The 20,180-nt window shown below is 64.4% G+C and carries 16 protein-coding genes; 14 read left to right on the top strand and 2 right to left on the bottom strand.

The window, feature by feature from the left end; all coding sequences use genetic code 11:
* Positions 1 to 141 precede the first annotated feature (141 nt).
* Positions 142 to 2,403, top strand: coding sequence for an NADP-dependent malic enzyme (locus tag BDD21_RS11090; RefSeq protein ID WP_120797229.1), 2,262 nt, complete (start codon positions 142 to 144; stop codon positions 2,401 to 2,403).
* A 1,011-nt stretch (positions 2,404 to 3,414) separates the two neighbouring features.
* On the opposite strand, the gene BDD21_RS11085 is transcribed toward BDD21_RS11090, so the two are convergent.
* Positions 3,415 to 3,978 carry a hypothetical protein gene (locus BDD21_RS11085; protein WP_120797228.1) on the bottom strand — a complete coding sequence of 188 codons (564 nt, stop codon included), beginning with the start codon at positions 3,976 to 3,978 and terminating at the stop codon, positions 3,415 to 3,417.
* A gap of 261 nt (positions 3,979 to 4,239) precedes the next feature.
* On the opposite strand from BDD21_RS11085, the gene BDD21_RS11080 reads away from it, so the two are divergent.
* From BDD21_RS11080 to BDD21_RS11035, 10 genes are all read left to right on the top strand, one after another.
* On the top strand, positions 4,240 to 5,823 hold the full coding sequence (locus BDD21_RS11080; protein ID WP_170164735.1) for an AmpG family muropeptide MFS transporter: 1,584 nt from the start codon (positions 4,240 to 4,242) through the stop codon (positions 5,821 to 5,823).
* Between the two features lie 193 nt (positions 5,824 to 6,016).
* The gene (locus BDD21_RS11075; RefSeq protein ID WP_120797226.1) at positions 6,017 to 6,595 is read left to right on the top strand and encodes a L,D-transpeptidase; all 579 of its coding nucleotides are present in this window, start codon (positions 6,017 to 6,019) and stop codon (positions 6,593 to 6,595) included.
* Between the two features lie 418 nt (positions 6,596 to 7,013).
* Positions 7,014 to 9,179, top strand: a complete 2,166-nt coding sequence (locus tag BDD21_RS11070) for a TonB-dependent receptor domain-containing protein (RefSeq protein WP_245969532.1) — start codon at positions 7,014 to 7,016, stop codon at positions 9,177 to 9,179.
* Between the two features lie 70 nt (positions 9,180 to 9,249).
* On the top strand, positions 9,250 to 9,675 hold the full coding sequence (locus BDD21_RS11065; protein ID WP_120797225.1) for a Tat pathway signal sequence domain protein: 426 nt from the start codon (positions 9,250 to 9,252) through the stop codon (positions 9,673 to 9,675).
* Between the two features lie 58 nt (positions 9,676 to 9,733).
* Positions 9,734 to 10,543: a MotA/TolQ/ExbB proton channel family protein gene (locus BDD21_RS11060; protein ID WP_120797224.1), complete on the top strand. Its 810-nt coding sequence runs from the start codon at positions 9,734 to 9,736 to the stop codon at positions 10,541 to 10,543.
* Positions 10,533 to 10,922, top strand: coding sequence for an ExbD/TolR family protein (locus tag BDD21_RS11055; protein WP_120797223.1), 390 nt, complete (start codon positions 10,533 to 10,535; stop codon positions 10,920 to 10,922). The genes BDD21_RS11060 and BDD21_RS11055 overlap by 11 nt, the downstream gene beginning before the upstream one ends.
* A 6-nt stretch (positions 10,923 to 10,928) precedes the next feature.
* Positions 10,929 to 11,333 (top strand): ExbD/TolR family protein, encoded by a 405-nt coding sequence (locus BDD21_RS11050; RefSeq protein ID WP_120797222.1) that lies wholly within the window; start codon positions 10,929 to 10,931, stop codon positions 11,331 to 11,333.
* Between the two features lie 7 nt (positions 11,334 to 11,340).
* Positions 11,341 to 12,222 carry an energy transducer TonB gene (locus tag BDD21_RS11045; protein WP_120797221.1) on the top strand — a complete coding sequence of 294 codons (882 nt, stop codon included), beginning with the start codon at positions 11,341 to 11,343 and terminating at the stop codon, positions 12,220 to 12,222.
* A gap of 375 nt (positions 12,223 to 12,597) precedes the next feature.
* Positions 12,598 to 14,070, top strand: coding sequence for a bifunctional metallophosphatase/5'-nucleotidase (locus BDD21_RS11040; RefSeq protein ID WP_245969530.1), 1,473 nt, complete (start codon positions 12,598 to 12,600; stop codon positions 14,068 to 14,070).
* A gap of 491 nt (positions 14,071 to 14,561) precedes the next feature.
* Positions 14,562 to 16,370 carry a phage tail protein gene (locus BDD21_RS11035; RefSeq protein ID WP_147431054.1) on the top strand — a complete coding sequence of 603 codons (1,809 nt, stop codon included), beginning with the start codon at positions 14,562 to 14,564 and terminating at the stop codon, positions 16,368 to 16,370.
* A 204-nt stretch (positions 16,371 to 16,574) separates the two neighbouring features.
* On the opposite strand, the gene BDD21_RS11030 is transcribed toward BDD21_RS11035, so the two are convergent.
* On the bottom strand, positions 16,575 to 17,531 hold the full coding sequence (locus tag BDD21_RS11030) for an acetyltransferase (RefSeq protein WP_120799862.1): 957 nt from the start codon (positions 17,529 to 17,531) through the stop codon (positions 16,575 to 16,577).
* Between the two features lie 290 nt (positions 17,532 to 17,821).
* Between BDD21_RS11030 and ndk the strand changes: the two genes are divergently transcribed.
* Genes ndk through pilW form a run of 3 tightly spaced genes read left to right on the top strand, consistent with a single transcriptional unit; the run spans position 17,822 to position 20,176 of the window.
* A complete protein-coding gene (gene ndk / locus BDD21_RS11025) occupies positions 17,822 to 18,250 on the top strand; it encodes a nucleoside-diphosphate kinase (protein ID WP_120797219.1) in 429 nt (142 codons plus the stop codon).
* Between the two features lie 7 nt (positions 18,251 to 18,257).
* Positions 18,258 to 19,388, top strand: coding sequence for a dual-specificity RNA methyltransferase RlmN (gene rlmN / locus BDD21_RS11020; RefSeq protein ID WP_120797218.1), 1,131 nt, complete (start codon positions 18,258 to 18,260; stop codon positions 19,386 to 19,388).
* Positions 19,385 to 20,176 carry a type IV pilus biogenesis/stability protein PilW gene (pilW, locus tag BDD21_RS11015; RefSeq protein WP_120797217.1) on the top strand — a complete coding sequence of 264 codons (792 nt, stop codon included), beginning with the start codon at positions 19,385 to 19,387 and terminating at the stop codon, positions 20,174 to 20,176. Before rlmN ends, pilW begins: the two co-directional genes overlap by 4 nt.
* Positions 20,177 to 20,180: the final 4 nt, after the last annotated feature.

The following is a 20,180-nucleotide window of genomic DNA, read 5'->3' as shown; positions in this document are numbered from 1 at the left end:
ATACCGCACCGGGCGCGGTTTAAGACGAATCGGTTGAAATCTTTGCAGCAATCTGCTGCGCCGCAGCATAATAACCGGGACATAACGGCCGGACCGACCGAGTCGGTCAAGCACGCCGCACACCACCCAACGGAGACCCAGATGCCGGACTCATTCGACCAGAACGCGCTCGACTATCACCGCTATCCCAAGCCCGGCAAGCTGGAGATCAAACCGACCAAGCCCATGGGCAACCAGCGCGATCTGGCGCTGGCCTATTCGCCGGGGGTCGCGGCGGCCTGCCGCGAGATCGAGAAGGACTCGATGAACGCGTCGCTCTACACCGCGCGCAGCAACCTGGTCGCGGTCATCACCAACGGCACGGCGGTGCTGGGTCTCGGCGCCATCGGCGCCCTCGCCTCCAAGCCGGTGATGGAAGGAAAAGCTGTTCTGTTCAAGCAGTTCGCGGACATCGATGTGTTCGACATCGAGATCGAGGAGCGCGACCCGGAGAAGTTCATCGAGACGGTCGCGCGCATGGAGCCCAGCTTCGGCGGCATCAACCTCGAGGACATCAAGGCGCCGGAGTGCTTCATCATCGAGCGCGCCCTCAAAGAGCGGATGGGCATCCCGGTCTTCCACGACGACCAGCACGGGACCGCAATCGTCGTCTCCGCGGCCATCTTCAACGGCTTGCGCGTGGTGGGCAAGGACATCGGCAAGGCCCGATTGGTCACGGCCGGCGCGGGCGCTGCCGCGCTGGCCTGTGTCGACCTGCTGGTGAGCATGGGTCTGCCGAAGGAGAACGTCACCCTCACCGACATCGCCGGCGTGGTCTACAGCGGCCGCACCGAGGAGATGGACCCCTACAAAGGCCGCTACGCGATCGAGACCGAGCAGCGTACCCTTCAGGAGGCCATCGAGGGCGCCGACATCTTCCTGGGTCTTTCAGCCGCCGGCATTCTCAAGCCCGAGTGGCTGGCCAAGATGGCGGACGCGCCCATCATCATGGCGCTGGCCAACCCGGTCCCCGAGATCATGCCGGAGCTGGCCCGCGCCGCCAGACCGGACGCCATCATCGCCACCGGACGGTCGGATTTTCCGAATCAGGTCAACAACGTTCTCTGCTTCCCCTTCATCTTCCGCGGCGCGCTCGATTGCGGTGCCACCGAGATCAACGAAGCGATGAAGATCGCCTGCGTCAAGGCGATCGCCGATCTCGCCATGGCCGAGCCGTCGGATATCGTACGCGCCGCTTATGGCGGGGGCGAGTTGACCTTCGGGCCAGAGTACCTGATCCCCAAACCCTTCGACCGGCGTCTCATGGAGAATCTGGCCCCGGCGGTGGCGCGTGCCGCGATGGAGAGCGGTGTCGCCACCCGACCCATCGCCGACCTGGACGCCTATCGAACCGCCATGCATCTGCGGGCCTATCGCACCGGGATGACCATGAAGCCGGTGTTCGATCAGGCGCGAGCCGCGCCGAAACGGGTGATCTACGCCGAAGGCGAAAACGAGCGGGTTCTCCAGGTGGCTCAGCAGGCCATCCTCGAGGGGATCGCCCGCCCGATGTTGATCGGCCGCCCGGAGGTCATCGGAAACCGCCTGAAAGAGCTGAGCCTGACCATGCGTCCGGGTCGCGATTTCGATCTGATCGTGCCCTGCGAGAACACCAATTTCGACACACACTGGCGGACCTTCTACGAGCGCGTCCAGCGACGAGGCTACGCGCCGGACGAGGCGCAGGAGTACATCCGCAACGACCCCACCGTACTGGCCGCGACCATGGTCCGATGCGGGGATGCCGATGCCATGATCTGCGGCGTGGTCGGACGTTATGCACGACACCTGAAGCATGTCGAGGAGGTGATCGGCACTGCGCCTGGCGTGCGTCACCTCACCGCTATGAACGCCATCGTCCTCCCGGCAGGGCCGCTCTTCATCGCCGACACCTACGTGCAGGCGGACCCGAGCGCGGAGGATCTCGCCGAGATCACCTTCCTGTGCGCGGCGCAGGTCCAGCGCTTCGGGTTGAGGCCCAAGATCGCGCTGCTCTCGCACTCCAACTTCGGCAGTCACGAGTCCCCGGCCGCGCGCAAGATGCAGGAAACGATGCGACTGCTGCGCACCCGCGCCCCGAACCTCGAGGTCGAAGGCGAGATGCACGCCAACCTGGCCCTGGACGCCGCCGTGCGCGAGGCGCGTTTCCCCGACTCGAAGCTGAGCGGTCGCGCGAATCTTCTGATCATGCCCAACCAGGACGCGGCCAACATCGCCTTCAACCTGCTGCGGACCATCAACGAGGGCGGCGCCTTCGGCCCGATGCTGCTCGGGGCGGACCGCGCGGCCCACATCGTGACGCCGAGCACCTCCGTGCGGGGACTGCTCAATATGACCGCTTTGGCCGCGGTGCAGGCCGAGTGACCCAAACGCGTCAGCAGATGACGGCCTAGGTCATCGTCGGCGGGGCTCCGGGGTCATGCCTCGGAACGCGCAGCCCCCTTCCCCGGCGACTCCGATGGCTGCCAAACGTAAGACCGCCCGCCAACGGGCGGTTTTATTGTTTTAGATTTCAAATTTTTATATTCCCGAAGCGCTGTTCAGCAAGCGATCTGCGGTTCCGAATGGTCCTCGGGTCCGACCTCTCCCTGCGCCCATTCGTACTTTGGCACGCCCTCTGCGTAGATAACGGCGAAAGCAGAAACGACGAGTCGAGAACATCACAAATCGTGATCGATCGGAGATGTGGTCCGAATCCACGCCGAACAGCGATATTCAGCCATGCCAAGCAAGCCCTCGGGGTCGGGTCCCCTCCTCCGCCCGACTCCGAACTTAGGCCATCGTGATTCGCCAAGGCGAGCGCGATGGCCTTTTTATTTTCCGATCATTGCATTAGAAAAATGACCGACGACAAACGGACGCAACCTCGGAGCTGCGCCGGAAACCGTCACCTGATGACAGGCTGGGTCAGAGTTGGTCATACGAGTCGCCGCCGGAACCCTACAAAGCTGCGGATCACCGCCTGGCACGAAAACTGATATTCACGAAATGTGGGCACCCTAGAGGAGATGTATCTGCCCCTTCAACGTTCGGGCTCGTGAGCGGGGAGACCCAAGGCGGTTCTGCCGAGGACGCACAGCTCCACGCGCACGGGTCCGGCGTAGGCCACTGCAGCCGTCGGTTGCAGTGGCCGCCTCTTACCCGACCATGCACATGTGGCGGCGGGCAGATACCGAGCACACGTGGATGTTTCGCCGCATTGCACGCCCCACGCGCACCGAGCCGGCGTTTCGCCTCCTCTTATACTAAGGGGTCACCCTAGGAGTGCCCTAGGCGCTCGCCTTGTCGACCGCAACGCCTCGTCCCGCGCGCCTTGCCCCGACGCGCGCGGGACGCAGTCTGCTATCCCAGAAACCCGCGTGCGCTCGGCCTCCCTCAGTCGGCCGATTTTCCGCCCGCAAATTTCTGCCACAGGATCAATCCCACCATCACCGCGACGGCAAGCACGGACATCATGAGCGCCGCATCGTCGAGAAAAGCGACGACGATTCCGCTGACGATCAGAAAGACACCGATAACCGACATCCGCGGATTGCCGTGAACCCCCGACAGGAACGCCGTCAGGCCGAGCAGGAAGATGATCTGCAGTCCTGTGAGCTCGGCGTTGAGAACATCCTTGAGCTGCGGCAGATAGAGGATCCAAACCAAGACAAACAGGGCCCCCCAGTGCATGATCGTCTTGAGCGCAAACGCGGTCCGCGCCTTGGCGTCTTCGCCCGCGGAGTTCCAGCCGATCGCCAAGGCAACGAGGCCGAAGACCGGGATCAAGATCTGCCAGTAAAGCAGCGCGAACTCCAACCGCATGTCGGTGAAGGCGACGCCCGCAATGACGGCGACGAAGAGTAGAACATAGGGCCATTGCTCCAGCATGAGACGAGCGAAGCCGCTGCGCTGGCCGGCATCGGGTTGGGTCAGGCTGGGTTGGTTTGCGTTCGACACGTTTGAGTCTCCTATTGGTTGTCCGTCACTCGAGTCGCGGTTTGCATTGTACGAGCACAACCCACCGGCCGGCTCACCACGCCCGGGCCGTCGGTTCCCGTACGGGAGCCATGGTAGTACGTCCGCGGCTCGGCGTCAGGCGAAGTCTGTTCGTTCGGCCTTGAGCGAAGGACTCGCCGAACGGTATCCTCCCCCTTGTTTTTGTCCATTTGCAGTCGCCGCTTCTCCGGCTCCGGCCGGTGTAGCGACATCGAGAGGTCCATGACGCCAGTCGATACAAACACCAACGGGGGATGGAAGTCGACGGCGCGCGAACTCTCCAATCCGAGAGTGCTTTCGATGCTCTTTCTCGGCTTCTCCGCCGGGATCCCGCTCCTGCTGATCTTCTCCTCGCTGTCGCTGTGGCTGCGCGAGGCCGGTGTCGAGCGTCAGGCGGTCACCTTTTTCAGTTGGGCGGCACTGGGCTATTCGTTCAAGTTTGTCTGGGCGCCTCTGATCGACAAGCTGCCCTTGCCGTACCTGACGCGTCGATTCGGTCGGCGACGCGCCTGGCTCCTCGTCTCGCAGCTCGCCATCATCGCCGCCATCGTCGGGATGGCGCTGGTGGATCCCGCGACCGGCACCGGACATGTCACGCGCATGGCGATCGCGGCCGTGCTGCTCGGCTTCTCGGCGGCGACCCAAGACATCGTGATCGACGCCTACCGGATCGAATCCGCCGCGCCGCGCCTGCAGGGGCTCATGTCCTCGACCTATATCGCGGGTTATCGGATCGGGATGGTGGTCGCCGGTGCAGGTGCGCTCTACTTGGCCGCGCTGTTCGGATCCGAGGCCGGCGACTACAGCTTCCGCGCCTGGCAGCTGACCTATCTGGTCATGGCATCGACCATGCTGATCGGGGTGGCGACAACGCTGCTGATCTCCGAGCCCGAGACGCGGCGTCCCGACGCCCATGTCTACGGCGCATCGGACTATCTGCGATTGGTCGGCGTCTTCCTGGTGGCCGCGGCAGCCTTTGCCGGCGGGTTCTTCATCTCGGGCGGGGCCTTCTCCGGGCTCAAGGCGTGGGCGGGGGGCGGGCCGATCACCGGCTTTCTCTTGGAGACCCTGCATTTTGCCGTTGCCGTGTCCGCGGCGGTCGCTGTCGGATGGCTGTTGGTCGCCGCCGGGGCCGTGAACGCCGTGATGGCGCGCGAGACCTGGATCGAGCCGGCATTGGATTTCTTTCGCCGCTACGGGCTGAAGACCGCCCTGCTCTTGTTGGCCTTGATCGGGCTCTATCGGATCTCGGACATCGTGCTCGGCGTCATCTCCAATGTCTTCTATCAAGACATCGGTTTCTCCAAGCCGCAGATCGCGACCGCCGTGAAGACCTTCGGGGTCATCGTGAGCATCCTCGGCGGACTCCTCGGCGGACTGATGGCGACCCGTTACGGGGTCATGCGGATCCTGATGCTCGGCGCTATCCTGTCCGCGGCCACCAACCTCATCTTCGTCGTCTTGGCGCTGGCCGGGCCTGACCTGACCTGGCTCTACGTTGCGGTCGCAGCGGACAACCTGGCGGCCGGACTCGCGAGCGCGGCCTTCGTCGCCTTTCTATCGAGCCTGACCAGCGTCTCCTTCACCGCCGTGCAGTACGCCATCTTCAGCTCGCTCATGACGTTGGTGCCCAAGGTCTTGGGCGGTTATTCCGGCTCGATCGTCGACGCGATCGGCTATCCCGGCTTCTTCGTCTTCACGACCTTGATCGGCGTCCCGGTGGTCCTTCTGGTCTGGCTGGCCGGACGTAGCCTCGCGATCGACGATCGTGCACGAGAGGCCGCCGCCGCAGCGGCGGTCGCGTGAGACCGAGAGGCACCGTGCACGACCGGAGCGGCTCGGACCACAGGGTCCTGCGATCCGGCTGCATGTCGGTGAATGCCCGCAGATTCCGGTATCCGCGGGTGGAGTGACCCCGAAATGGTGGTGTCGAGACGATCCCAGCCTCATATAGGGCACTTACGGGACAGGTGTCCGTCAACGGGAGCCCGCGCAACTCATGGTTTTCTTGCTCCGGATCTTACCCTTGCTCATCGCGACCGCCTTGATTGTCGGCTGCGCTCAATCCCCGACCAGGCCCGCGCCCGAGCGCCAGGCGGTCGCGGCATCCGAGAGCGCCGACAGCACGCGCACATTGGACCCGGAAACGGAAACGGACCCGGAAACGGACCTTGGAGCGGATGAGACGGCCGGGGATACCGTCTCCGAGCCGACCGCCGAACAGGCGAAGCGCGCCTTGACGATCCAGATCGGCAGCCAGTCGTTCGTCTACGCGGAGGGCGATCAGGTCGTCCGCACCGGCCCCATCTCCTCCGGACGCGAGGGACACCGCACGCCGCGCGGCACCTTCTCGGTGCTCAGCAAACAGAAGGACAAGGTCTCCTCGCGCTACACCAACCAGCTCGGCTGGCAGGCCTGGATGCCCTACGCCATCCAATTCTACGGCCACTATTTTCTGCACGAGGGCTGGCTCCCGGGTTATCCGGATTCAGCCGGCTGCGTGCGCGTCGGCGAGAAGGATGCCCGGTTCTTGTTCGAGCGCATGAAGATCGGCGATCTCGTCAGCGTCGTCGATTAAACCGCGTCCAGAGCGAGATGCTAAATTTCCCAGTAAGCTCGACGTTTGGTGCATCCACGGCTCTTAGCGGGCACGCGGTTTAAAATGATATATTTTTTAATACCTTAAACCGCGCCTGCTCCAGCGACTGTCAAGTCTGCCGGGGTCGATCCCATCCAAAAAAACATCGCATACCGCACCAGGCATGGTTTAAGCGCACCGACACCCCGAGACGCGGGGCCGCCATGCCGAGGTTGCCCTCGCAAATAAGAGTCGATATCATTCATACAACATTCGCGAAGAAGCCCTGAAGCATGGGTTTCGGAGCACTGCCTGCCGGGTAGGGACGCATCGGCTCGCTAATCCACGAGCCAGCTAGATCGTCCGTTCGGGCCTCCAGCCAGCCAGTCCAATGAACCAGACCTCTGGAGACTGAGCTGTGCCTGCGACCCACAAGAACGAACGCCCGCCCAATCGTTTCGCGACTCTTCTTCGTCCAACCGCCGGGGCCATTCGCGTCGCCGTCGGGGCCGTCGCGTTCGCGCCACTGGCAGGTCTCGGGGCGGAATCAGACGAGCTTCGCACGCTTGTGGTCACGGCCGGTGGTTTCGAGCAGGAGATCGTCAACGCCCCGGCAAGTATTACGGTGGTGACGCGAGAGGAACTCGAGCGGCAACGCGTCCGCAACCTTGCCGATGCCTTACGAAACCTCGAAGGTGTCGATGTCGACGGCCTGGACGCCCGGAGCAACAAGACCGGCAACCGCAGCATCAGTCTGCGCGGTCTTCCGAGCGAATACACCCTCGTGCTCATCGACGGCCGTCGCCAGAATGTCGCCGGCACCGTCGCACCGAACGCCTTCGGCGATGCGGCCTCGGTGTTCCTGCCGCCCGTCGCGGCCATCGACCGCATCGAGGTCATCCGCGGCCCGATGTCGACCCTCTACGGCGCGGACGCACTCGGCGGCGTGGTCAATATCATCACCCGCAAGCCCGGCGACGAATGGGTCGGGAGCGCGATCCTGGACAGTACCTTCCCGTCCGACTCCGCTTTCGGCTCGACGACGGGTTTCGAGCTCTACGGCGCCGGTCCGATCGTGAGCGAGACCCTCTCGGCGCAGCTCTACGGCCGTCTGATGGATCGCGCGGAATCGCGCATCACCTTCCCCGGCCAGGACACCAGTCTCGATCGGCGCCGCACCATGGGCCAAAGCCCGGTTGCTGCCGACATCCAGACCGCCGGCGGCAAGCTGCTCTTCACACCCGATGCCCGCAACGAGATCTATCTCGGCGCGGACTACACCGATCAGACCTACAACAACGATCGCGGTCAGATGGGCAGCATTCGGCCGGGAGACGGGTACAGCCCGGAGCTCGGTTTCGAGCGCGAGCAGTACTATCTTGGCTACACCGGGCGATTCGATCTCGGTCTCTGGGAGACCACGCTGACGCACAACATCACCCGCACCACCGGGCGCACCATCCCCAATGCCGCAGCGACAGCCGCATCGGGACGACGCGGCACCGACCGCACGCTCGAATCGGAAAACACCGTATTGGATTCGAAGTTCCTCAGCCCGATCGGCGATCACATGCTCACTCTGGGCGCTCAATATTGGGAGGCCGACCTCACCGACGGCATCCCCGATACCACCTTCCGCAACAGCCAATGGGGCATCTACATCGAGGATGAATGGACCATCACCGATACGGTCGCCTTGACCGGCGGATTACGCTATGACGACCATGATGCCTTCGGCGGGCGAGTGACACCCCGTGCCTATGCGGTTTGGAATCCCACGAGCGAATTCACGCTGAAGGGCGGTGTCGGACAGGGTTACAAGGCGCCCTTTCTCGAACAGCTTTACGACGGCGTCGTCGGCTTCGGCAACCAAGGGCAGGATCCACTCTACGGCAATCCAGACCTCGAACCGGAAACCAGCACCAATTACGAGATCTCCGGAATCTTCAACAGCACCGCAGGACTCTTCGCACAACTGACGTTCTTCTATACCGAGATCAGCGACAAGATCGAGCGTCCGACGGCCGCATCCGGCGTGACCGACGAGTTTGCGAACATCGGCGAAGCGCGGGTCCAGGGTCTCGAATTCGTCGCCAGCTACCAAATCGCGCCGGATTGGGTCATCGGTGGAAACTACACCTATACCGACAGCGAAGTAACGACATCCGACGTGGCCGGAATCAATCGCGGCGACCCGCTCTTCGGCGTTCCGGAGCACGCCCTGAATGCCCGCCTGACCTGGCAGGCAACACCGAAATTGAGCACCTATCTCGCCAACGAATACCGCAGCAGTCGCTATCGACCCGATAGCTTCCATGAGCCGCACCTCGGCGGCAACGCCCAGGGCGCAAGCGAAGCCCTCGGATCATTCAAAGGCTACAACGTCTTCAATCTCGGCGGCTCCTATAACTTCACCGACAAGATCAGCATCAACGCCGTCGTCTACAACCTGGAGAACCGCAATTTCAACGACTACAGGCCCTATCCACTGCGCAACAACCCGGATGTCATCGCCTACAGCAACGTCTACAACAACATCTACGAGCCTCGTCAGCTCTGGGTCTCGCTGAATGTCGATTTCTGATCGGCGCCGATTGACCGGTGCCCGCGCGTCCAGCGAAGATGCCGGATTCGACATCTCGAGGACGCTATGGATGAATCACCGCAACCCGATCCAGGTACTGCTGTTCCTAACCTTCTTGACGCTCGCCGGAGCGACAGGCGCGCAAGAGATCAAGCTCGAGCTCAACAAGCTTGAGCCGCAGCCCGAGTCGAATGCCTGTCGCGCGTATTTGGTCTTCGACAACAGCGCCGGACCGGCGATCGAGGCGCTGCAGTTGGACCTGATCCTGTTCGATCAAGAGGGCGTGATCGCCCGACGGCTCGCGGTCGACACGGCACCCTTGCGGGCGGCGAAAACGACCGTGAAGCTGTTCGATATCCCGGATCTCGCCTGCACCGACATCCGCCGGATCCTGATCAACGAGGTGCTCGAATGTCGCGACGCCGAGGGTCCACACACCGATTGCATCGAGCGCCTGACACTCTCGACGCGCGCCGAAACGCCGCTGGTGAAATAACCGATGACGCCGCACTGCGCCGAGCCCTGCCCCGAGGCCAGCCCCGTGGAGAAACCAAATGCCTGAAAACGAGACTGCCGCCGCACTCGCTTCGCTGAACGTCGCGGCTTCCGACATGCCGGATCCGACGACGGCAGCGGAGTCCTGGTTCGGCATCATCGTCCCGTCGCCGATGGCGATCACGATCCCCGAGCCGCTGCGTGCCCTGCTCGACGCCGGAGGTCCGGTGATGCTGATCCTGGCGGGGATGTCGGTCCTCGCCTTGACCATCGTCCTGATGAAGCTCTGGCAGTTCGCCCGGTTGAGAAACGGCGGCTCCGAGCGCATCGAGAGCGCGCTGAACGACTGGCAGGCCGGTCGATGTGGCGAGGCCGTGGAGCGGCTCGCGCAGGCACGCAGCCCGCTCGCCGGAGTGGTTCGGACCGCCATGCTCGGGAGCCTCCACACGAATGATCCGGCGGCGCTGCGCGAAGAGGTCGAGCGACGTGCCCAGGGGCTGCTGACGGCTTTGCGGAGTTATCTGCGCGGGCTCGAGGTGATCGCGAGCTTGAGTCCGCTCCTGGGTCTGCTGGGAACCGTGATCGGGATGATCGATGCCTTCCGCGCCCTCGAGGCGGCCGGCAATCAGGTCGATCCATCGGTGCTCTCCGGCGGGATCTGGGTCGCCCTGCTGACCACGGCCGCGGGGCTGTCGGTCGCCATCCCGACCGTCGTGGCGCTGAATTGGCTGGAGCGTCTTCTCGAAGGCGTGACGCGTCGCTTGGAGGATCAGGTGACCCGTGTCTTCACCGGAGGACTGCGGCTCGACGAGCCGGTCGTTTCGACGCATCAGCCGGTTATCGCGCCTCGGATCCCGCATGCGGTTTGAGGTACCCGCACCGCGTCGCCGGCTGATCGGCCTGACCCCGTTGATCGACGTAGTCTTCATCCTGCTCGTCTTTTTCATGCTGGCCTCCAGCCTGATCAACTGGCAGGCGATCGAGATGGGCGCGCCGGCCTCGGCGAGCGCCGGAACCCCGGTGGTCGGCTCTTGGCTGGTGCGCGTGCAGCCCGAGAGCCTGGACCTCAATGCCGAGACGATCGCCGCAGCCGAGCTCGCCGGACGGGTCGCCGCACGGATCGGCGAAGACCCGGCTCAGCGCATCCTGATCCAGCCCGCGCCCGGCGTCAGCCTCCAACGTCTGGTCGACGTGCTGGACCTCCTGCGCGACGCCGGGGCAACACACCTGACCCTCTTGCGCCTTTGAACCCCCATGCGATTGAAACGCTCCAAACCGACAGCCGACAGCGAGGCCAATCTGATTCCGCTGATCAATGTCGTCTTTCTGCTGTTGATCTTTTTCATGTTGGCGGGTCGACTCGCCCCGACCGAATCGCTCGCCCTGGATCCCCCTCGCTCGGACAGCCTGCAGAGCGCACGAGCAGCGCCGTTGGTCCTGCTGATCGACCGAACGGGACAGATCAGCCTCGACGGCGAGCTGCTCGACGAGACGACCCTCGTCGAGCAGCTCGCCGAAAGGCTCGCGGACGGCACTTCGCACCTGCAGATCAAGGCGGACGCGACCCTCGAAGCGCTTCGCCTGGTCGATCTGCTCGAGCGGTTGCGCGCCGCCGGGGCCGAAGACATCGACCTCCTGACCTTGGCGCGAGAGGAATGACCCCGGAATGATCGAGCCTCGACGCCATCAGTGGGTACTCGCGCTCCTCTTCGCCCTCGCCGCCCATCTCGCACTCGCGAAGCTGCTCGAGCCGCCTGCACCGATCGAATTGGACGCGCCCGGCATCCGCATCGCACTCGGAGGGGCCGGGCCTGCCGGCGGCGACGGCGCTGACGGCGCGGTCGAATCCATCGCGGCGGACACCCTGCCGTCCGCGACCTTGGAGCCGACGGCGCTCCAGGCCGTCAGCAGCGCCGCCCTCGCCGCCGTGTCGGCAACGGCCACCGAGACCATCCGGGCCACCGAGCCCGCACCGCCTCGGCCGATCGCTGCCGCGGAACCCGTGACTCCGAAGCCGAAGACCGAGACGGTCAAAAGCCGCGAGACACCGCCGCCACGGACCGCTCGAGACACGCCCAAGCCCAAGCAGCCAGCCGAAACGGAGCCGCAACCCACGAAGCCCCGACCAAATGCAGCCAAGGCGGCATCGGGCGACACCGCCGGCACAGCGATCGGCAGACAGAGCGCTGGCGGCGCAGGTTCCCCCTCGGCGGCCGGAGCGGGCGGCGGCGGGACGTCCGGAAAGGCGGACGGGGGCAAGTCCAAAGACCGTTACTACGCAGAGCTCGCAGCCTGGCTGGAGCGACACAAACGCTACCCTCCCCAAGCCCGGAAGATGCGCCAGGAAGGCATCGTCAGGGTCCGCTTCGTCATCGACCGCAACGGAAGGGTCATCTCGCATCGCATCGAGACGAGCTCGGGCCATACCGCGCTCGATCATGCCGCCTCGGAGCTGCTCAGGCGCGCGTCCCCGATGCCCGCGATCCCGGCAAGCATGGGCCAGTCCAGGCTGGAGATCGTGGTCCCGATCGCGTACCGCTTGCGTTGACGAGGCTCGGCACGGTCACGACTCAAGCGCCGCTCAGACAATCCCGTTGGACCTCTCGCGCGCTTTCGACATAATCTCTCGGCTCCGGCATCGACCGGTCTGGACGCGTTGTCGGAGCCGATAAAGACAGGATCGATCCATGGAGACGATCTTCGGTCCGCGCGAGACAAATCCTGGCGAAGGTCCGCTCAGAGCTGTCGCATCAGCAGCTGATTCAAAGCGATCCGCTCCGAGCCCACCGCATGCCGATTAACCACCATGAGCCCGCACCCTGTCTCCTTAGCCGACGCGATGACCCCGTACCTTCCCGTCGCCGATGGCACGGCGAATCGCCCGTCGCAGTCTGGATGGCCCGTTTTCCTTTGGATTTGTCTCGTGTTCGTCGCTCTTCCGGCAGCGGCTTTTGGGCGGGCCGCTTGTGAGGCGGGAGACGCTCTGACACTGCTGCATTTCAACGACTTCCACGGCCAGCTCGAGCCCTACGAAGACCCGCGCGACGCAGTCGAGCGCGGCGGCATCGCCCGCCTTGCCGCAACCGTCGCCGAGGTTCGGGCGCAGGACCCGAGCCGCCCGGTCGTTCTCCTATTCGCGGGCGATCTCCTTCAGGGAACCCTGACCTCGAGCCTCTTCCTGGGCGTGCCCGACGTGATGCTGCTCGGGCGCATGGGTGTCGACGCCGCCGTCATGGGGAATCACGAGCTGGATTACGGGCAAGAGGTCTTTCGCCGATTGAGCGAAGAAGCCGCATTCCCTTTCCTGAGCGCCAATGTAGCGTCCGACCCGGAACCCCTGCCGGTGCTGGCTTCGGTCGTGATCGAACGACCGGGGGCACCGAAGGTCGCGGTCCTGGGACTCACAACACCGGAGCTGACCACCGCGACCCATCCGCGCAACATCGAGGGCATCAGCGTGGAGGAGCCGGTCGCCGTCGCCCGACGCCTGCTGCCGGCGCTGCGCGACAAAACCGACCTGGTGGTCGTGCTCTCGCACATGGGGATCGCCGACGACCGCCGGTTGGCCGCATCCGTGCCCGGGATCGACCTGATCATAGGCGGTCACAACCACGACCTCTACGCACAGCCGGTGCTCGTGGAAAACGTGCCCATCGTCCAAGCCGGCGAGCGCGGCGGCTGGCTGGGACGCATGGATTTCCAGTGCCGCGACGGATATTTGGCGCAGACCGACTACGCACTGATCCCCATCGACACCGCGAGTCCGGAAGATCCGGAGATCGCGGAGGAGGTCCGGCGGATCACGCTGGACGCCGAGCGGGAGCTGGGGAGGGAGGTGGGGTTCAACACCCGGGAGCTTAGCGCCTTGCGCGAGCTGATTCGCCGCGAGGAGGCCCCGTTCGGCAACTTCGTGGCCGATTTGGCGCGCGAGATCACCCTGGCGGATGTCGCCCTGTTCAACGGCGGCGGCTTTCGCGCCAGCATCCCCGCCGGAGCCGTCACCCTTAAGTCGATCTATCAAGCCTTCCCCTTCCGCAACGAGCTGGTCCTGGGCGAGTTGACCGGCGCCCGACTGCTCGCCGCGCTGGAGCGCAGTGCGGCACTGAACCCGTTGGACAACCCCGGTGGCTTTCTTCAGGTCTCCGGGCTGCGCTACATCATCGAAGACGGTCAGCTTGCAGGCGCCACCATCGGCGACATCCCCATCGATCCGACCCGCCGTTATCGGGTGGTGACCTCCGACTTTCTGGCGGCCGGCGGAGACGGCTACGACATGCTCAAGGCGATGACCAAGCCCGTCATGACCGGTCGCCTGATCTCTGACATGGTCATCGAGGGCTTTCGCACCGAAAGCCCGGTGAGCGCCGCGATCGACAGGCGGATCATGCGACGCTGACGCTCGACCGACCGCACAGCGCTGCTCCCCAACCTTTCTCATCCGACCCCGCAAACCCCATCCTGCACCATTCAACCTAGATCCGGCAGTTGACCGCTTCGTGTTTCACGCAAGGCTTTGACGGCCTTGAAGATTGCGGTCGTCCGAGAACTCACCCGCCGGATGATGGCCGCTACGACCCCTGGAGCACGCCCCTCGCTGCTTTCCAAGACCCCGGGTGTCGCGCGCAGGCGTTCATCTGCCGCTCATGTGAACGAGCGCACATTTCGCTGACCACGGCACGCCCGCCAAACGCGTTCTGCTGACTGCATCGCAGATCCGTCTCGCCGCAACGGGTTAACTCGGCACAAGGGATCCGGCGCCGCCGATGTACTCGATCGGGAACACGCCATCCGATGCGGCGCCCGAGCCCTCAAAGCCCACCCAGGCAATGCTGAGACAGAGTGATTCCGAGGACAGGTTCCGTCACTCGTACCGAAATGGTGAACGCCATGCTACGCACTCGGACGCTTCAAGATCACCCCCGGACCGACATCCACCTCGGTTTCATTCTGTTCGTGCAGATGTTCCTGCTGCTCATGTTGTTATCGGCAAGCGGTTTGTCCCAGGCTGCCGCGGGCGAGGTCCGACTGGCGTGGAATGCGGTGAACGACACCCGAGCAGCACGCTACGAGGTGCACTACGGGACTGCCAGCAAGACCTATCAATCGAAGGTCCAGGTTACAACGGCGTCGGCCACCGTCTCCGGTTTGGCGGGCGGCTCGAAATATTTCTTCGCGACGCGTGCATGCACGAGCGACGGCAAGCTCTGCAGCGCCTTCTCCAACGAGGTGAACGTCAGCATTCCGACGGCAGCGCAGTTGACGCCGACACTGACCACCCCGAGCGGCACGGCAAACCTCACGGCAGAGGGTGCGATCGACTGGATCCATTGGGGCATCGACAGGCCCACCAGCGTCAGCCGCAAGGCCAGTGCAGCCACCCGGATCGGCACCTTAACCGCGATCGGCGGGAGCCCGCTGCGCTTCACCACGACATCCCGGTTGGCGTACAGCTGGACCAACGGAACGCCCAAAACCAGTGCAACAACGCGAGCGGGTCTCTATATCAGCGGCCTAAACAAGGGATACGAGCTGCGTGTTCCGGCGGATACGAACGCACGGACCCTGACCCTCTACCTCGGCGGCTTCAAGACGCGCGGGCGGATCGAGGTACGCCTCAGCGACAACAGCGCACCGGTGTACGCGGCGACGGTCGAGAATCTCAAAGCTACGTTCGATCGGCGCCTCGTTCTGAACTATCGAGCCGCCAGTGCAGCCCAGACCTTGATCGTGCGCTACACCCAGGCCATCAGCGGCGGCAACGTCTCCATCCAGGCAGCAACCCTGCGGAACAGTGCAACAACAGCAACATCTTCGATCAAGGCCATGGCCGAGGCGCAGACCACCTCAACCGCAAACACCGGCACCCAATCCCCCCCGACCACGTCTGCCGACGCGGTCGCGGCAACCGGCCCGGCCATCGAGATCGGCGAGGTGGAGATCAATCAGGAATGGCAGCGTGTCGAGCTGCAGCGCGCGTTCAAGGACCCGGTCGTCGTGGTCAAGGCGTTGAGCAGCTACGACCCCGAGCCGGCGATCATCCGGGTCGATGCGATCGACCCCGCGGGTTTCTCGATTCGCGTGCAGGAGTGGGACTATCTCGACGGCGCGCATGACTTGGAGACCGTTTCCTATCTCGTGATGGAGCGCGGACGCCATCAGCTCCCCGACGGGGTGTGGGTCGAGGCCGATTCGCTGGTCACGGGCACGACGCAGGCATTCCAACGCCATCTCTTCAGTGCCCCCTTCGAGGACGCTCCGGTCGTCTTCGCGACCGTCGCCAGCTTCAACGAGAGCGACGCGGTCACGGCGCGGCTGCACGCCATCGAGACCGACGGCTTCGACGTCGGGCTGCGCGAGCAAGAGGCCAACGCGCAACAGCATCTGCCCGAACGCATCGACTTTATCGCCTGGGAGGCATCCTCGGGTGTCGTCGACGGGATGCGATACGAGGTCGGGCGTACCGGACGCATGGTCAACCACGAGGCGCACAACCTCGTCTACCAAACGGCCTTCGTGCGGCCCCCGGTGCTCGTCGCCGACATGCAGACGACCCATGGCGACGACACGGCAGCACTGCGGTGGCAGAATCTCAACGTCGAGTCGGTGGACCTGCGGGTGCAGGAAGAGCAGTCGCGTGATCGGGAGATGACGCACCTGCTCGAGGATGTCGGGTACTTCATCGCCGACGTCGAATAGGACTAAACCGCGTCCAGAGCGATATGCGTCGTTTTCACGTTGCGTTTGGCTTTGGAGATATCCTCAATCTCGGTGCGACGCGGTTTAGAATTTAGTTTTTTCAAAACTTTAAACTTTAAACCGCGCCAGCTCCGGCAGTCGTCGGAGCCGGCGCGGCCAAGCCATTCCAGCAAATTACGCATACCGCACCGGGCGCGGTTTTCGCTATCCGAACGCGGCGCGGAACCGCTCCAGGAAGGTGTCGTACTCGGCCTCGGGCAGCAGGTTGATCCCGGCCGCCGCCTTGCGCCCTCCACCGCTCGGAAACCCTCGACACAGCACATCCGCCCCGTCGGGACGCGCCAGCGGCGCACGGACACTGACGAGAAACCCTCCCGCGGGCAGCCGAGTCAACATGGCGTGCGCTTGCTCGGGTGCCAGTTGGGCCAGCTCGTTGGCGAAAACGCCGCTGGCACGGCGCGCCCAGGGCTCGGCCGGCAAGATGAAGAGACGGTGCCCCTCGCTCTCGTACGCGGGTGCGACGGCGCGCGCACGGGCCATGTCGTCGGCATAACCGTCGCGCAGGGCGGCGAACGCCGGATCCTCGACGATAAAGGCCAAGGGATCGGCATAGGGCTGCAAGCTGCGGAAAAGCGCATCCGGGGCAAACAAGAGGTCGTCGACGGTCTCGCCATAACCGTTGTAATTGAGATAGATACCGAGATCGTGCAGCAGGTCGAGCTCCCCTTCGGTCAGATCCAGAGGCTCGGCGGCCCGACGGGCGGACGCATCGAAGTTGTCCCCGAAGGTCCCCACCACGGCCCATGCGCGTTGCGAGCCCCGAAGATAGTCATCGACAAGAAGACTGGTCCCCTTGTCGGGCAGCGTCTCGATGTGGACATCGAGCGCCGGGTGGGCCGGGATCTCGCCGGCGAAGTGGTGATCGAAATAGCGGATGCGCGCACCCTGCTCCAGCAAACGCTCGACCGCGCCGCGATTCTTGTCGAACGAGATATCCAGCGCGGTGACCTGATCGCCATCGACCGCATCGACCCGCTCGAGCAGGGCGATGTCGCGTTTCACACCGGTGACCAGGATGCTCTCGATCGGCTCGGCCAAGCGCAGTTGCTGCAGGGCACAGAGACCGTCGGCGTCGCCGTTGAAGACATCGTAATGACTCATCTGGAAAACCGTTTGCGGGCAGATGGATGTCGGCCGATTATCCGCCCAACCGCCCGGCCGGTCCAAGTCCGCATCCGCTCTCGTCGATGCGCGACGGCGCCGTTCACGCCGGACACGGCTTAGCCGGCGTTGCTCGCGGCGTTCGCGATCGGTAGACTTTGCAATCCACTCAAGTCTCCGACGGGGACGGGCCGCGCGACGAGCCGACGGGCACATAGCCCGGAGAACCCCAACTCGCGATTCCGGCGATCCGACCCAACCTCTTTCCGCATCCTCTATTTGGAACCATCATGGCCATTGAGCAGACGCTATCCATCATCAAGCCCAACGCGGTGGCGAAGAACGCCATCGGCGCCATCCTGGGCCGTTTCGAAGCCGCCGGGTTGCGCATCGTCGCTGCGCGGATGCTCCATATGAGCAAGGAGCAGGCATCGGCCTTCTACGGGATCCACCAGGGCAAGCCCTTCTTCGATGAGCTGGTCGCGTTCATGACCTCCGGTCCGGTGATGGTCCAGGTGCTCGAAGGCGAAGACGCCGTGGCGAAGAACCGCGACATCATGGGCGCCACCAATCCGGCCAATGCCGCGCCGGGCACCATCCGCGCGGACTTTGCCGATTCCTTCACCGAAAACGCGGCGCACGGCTCGGATGCTGCGGATACCGCGGCCGTGGAGATCGCCTTCTTTTTCCCGGAAGGCGTCTGCCCGCGCACCCGCTGAGAATCCCGTGACCAACACCGAGCTCAAGCCCAACCTCCTCGACCTGAATCTTGCCGACTGCGAGAGACTGGTGCTCGGGCTCGGCTTCAAGGCGTTTCATGGACGCAGCCTCTTCAAATGGATCCACAAGCACGGCGTTGTCGATTACGACGCCATGACGGATCTGTCCAGGGGGTTGCGCGACGCGCTGCGCGAGACCGTCGAGATCCGCCTGCCGCGCATCATCCACGATCAGCCCTCGGCGGACGGAACCATCAAGTGGATCATGGAGCTCGAAGACGGCCAGCGCATCGAGACCGTCTTCATCCCGGAGGGGCGCCGCACGACCATCTGCGTCTCCTCGCAGGTGGGTTGCGCGCTCAACTGCTCCTTTTGCGCGACCGCCACCCAGGGGTTCAACCGCAACCTGACGGTCGGAGAGATCGCCGGGCAGATCTGGCATGCCACCCGGCAGATGGGGTCGGCACCGTCCAACGTGGTCATGATGGGCATGGGCGAGCCACTCGCCAACTTCGACGCGGTGGTCAAGGCGATGGACATCATGCAGGACGATTTCGCCTACATGATCGCCAAAACGCGCCTCACACTCAGCACCTCGGGTATCGTCCCGAACATCTACCGGCTGCGCGAGGTGAGCGACGTCTCGCTGGCCGTCTCGCTGCATGCGCCCAACGATGCCCTGCGCGACCAACTCGTGCCGATCAACCGCAAGTACCCGCTCGCCGAGCTGCTGCCGGCCTGCAAGGCGTACGTGGGCACCGACAAGCGCCGCCGCATCACCTGGGAATACGTGATGCTCGACGGCATCAACGACAGCCTCGCGCATGCCAAGCAGATGATCCGCCTGCTCGAGGGGATCCCGTCGAAGGTTAACCTGATCCCCTTCAACCCCTTCCCCGGCAACCAGTACGGCACCTCGCCGCCCGAGCGCATCGAGGCGTTTCGCGCGCGCCTCGCCGGCGCCGGCATCTTCACCATGACCCGCAAGACGCGCGGCGACGAGATCGCCGCCGCGTGCGGACAGCTCGTCGGTCGGGTCGAGGATCGCACCCGCCGGCTCGGGCGCGTCGCGGTCGCGATTCCGGCGGAGATGGCGCCTGACGGCAGGATCCGGACCGGGAGGGCGGCGACACCATGAGGGGTCATCTCGCCGGCCGACTCCTGAGCCCCGGGGTTCTGGTGCCGACCGCACTCTGTCTCGGCTTGGTCGGCTGCGCGAGCAAGACAACACAGGGGAACGATCCGCTCGGGCTCGATCCGCAGGACAGCCCGGCGTCGCTCTACGTGGAGATGGCCGAGGAGTACTACACCCGCGGCCAGACCGAGGTCGCCTTCCGTCGCGCCCAACAGGCGATCGAGGCCGACAGGAATTATCCCAAAGCCCACGTGTGGCTCGCCTTCATGTACGAAGAGATGGGCAAGCCCGACCTCGCAGCCACGCATTACGAGCGCGCCCTGAAGCTCGCGCCCAACAACTCCGATGTTCTCTATGCGTTCGGTGCCTATCAGTGTCGACAAAAGCGCTATACCGAGGCGGACGTCTACTTCAAGAAGGCGTTGGACAATCCGCTCTATGCAACGCCCTGGGTCGCGATGACCAACGCGGGCACCTGTGCGGGCAGCGCCGGTGATGCGGTCAAGGCGGAGAGCTACTATCGCGCTGCCGTGGCAGCCAACCCCGGCTTCGGCCCGGCCTTGGTCAAGCTCGCGGAGAGCGAGCTCAAGCGCGGCAACGCCCAAGGCGCAAAGACCTATCTGGATCGCTATTTCGAGCCGACGACCTTGCGAACCCCGGCGACCGCCCACGCCGCACTCGTCGCGGGGGTGACAACCGAACGTGCGCTCGGCAACCGAGCCCGCGCAGCCGAGTACGAGAATGCATTGCGGGCGAACTTCCCGCATGTACCCGCGACCCGTGATCTGTAGGGAC

It is taken from the genome of Thiocapsa rosea, assembly GCF_003634315.1.
Taxonomy (GTDB): Bacteria; Pseudomonadota; Gammaproteobacteria; order Chromatiales; family Chromatiaceae; genus Thiocapsa; species Thiocapsa rosea.
Note: the sequence above shows the minus strand (reverse complement) of the source record. Positions and strands in the feature narration are given on the sequence as shown.

Coding starts and splice junctions, on each gene's coding strand:
- BDD21_RS11090 (WP_120797229.1), top strand. CDS start 142: ATGCCGGACTCATTCGACCAGAACGCGCTCGACTATCACCGCTATCCC.
- BDD21_RS11080 (WP_170164735.1), top strand. CDS start 4,240: ATGACGCCAGTCGATACAAACACCAACGGGGGATGGAAGTCGACGGCG.
- BDD21_RS11075 (WP_120797226.1), top strand. CDS start 6,017: ATGGTTTTCTTGCTCCGGATCTTACCCTTGCTCATCGCGACCGCCTTG.
- BDD21_RS11065 (WP_120797225.1), top strand. CDS start 9,250: ATGAATCACCGCAACCCGATCCAGGTACTGCTGTTCCTAACCTTCTTG.
- BDD21_RS11060 (WP_120797224.1), top strand. CDS start 9,734: ATGCCTGAAAACGAGACTGCCGCCGCACTCGCTTCGCTGAACGTCGCG.
- BDD21_RS11055 (WP_120797223.1), top strand. CDS start 10,533: ATGCGGTTTGAGGTACCCGCACCGCGTCGCCGGCTGATCGGCCTGACC.
- BDD21_RS11050 (WP_120797222.1), top strand. CDS start 10,929: ATGCGATTGAAACGCTCCAAACCGACAGCCGACAGCGAGGCCAATCTG.
- BDD21_RS11045 (WP_120797221.1), top strand. CDS start 11,341: ATGATCGAGCCTCGACGCCATCAGTGGGTACTCGCGCTCCTCTTCGCC.
- BDD21_RS11035 (WP_147431054.1), top strand. CDS start 14,562: ATGCTACGCACTCGGACGCTTCAAGATCACCCCCGGACCGACATCCAC.
- BDD21_RS11030 (WP_120799862.1), bottom strand. CDS start 17,531: ATGAGTCATTACGATGTCTTCAACGGCGACGCCGACGGTCTCTGTGCC.
- ndk (WP_120797219.1), top strand. CDS start 17,822: ATGGCCATTGAGCAGACGCTATCCATCATCAAGCCCAACGCGGTGGCG.
- pilW (WP_120797217.1), top strand. CDS start 19,385: ATGAGGGGTCATCTCGCCGGCCGACTCCTGAGCCCCGGGGTTCTGGTG.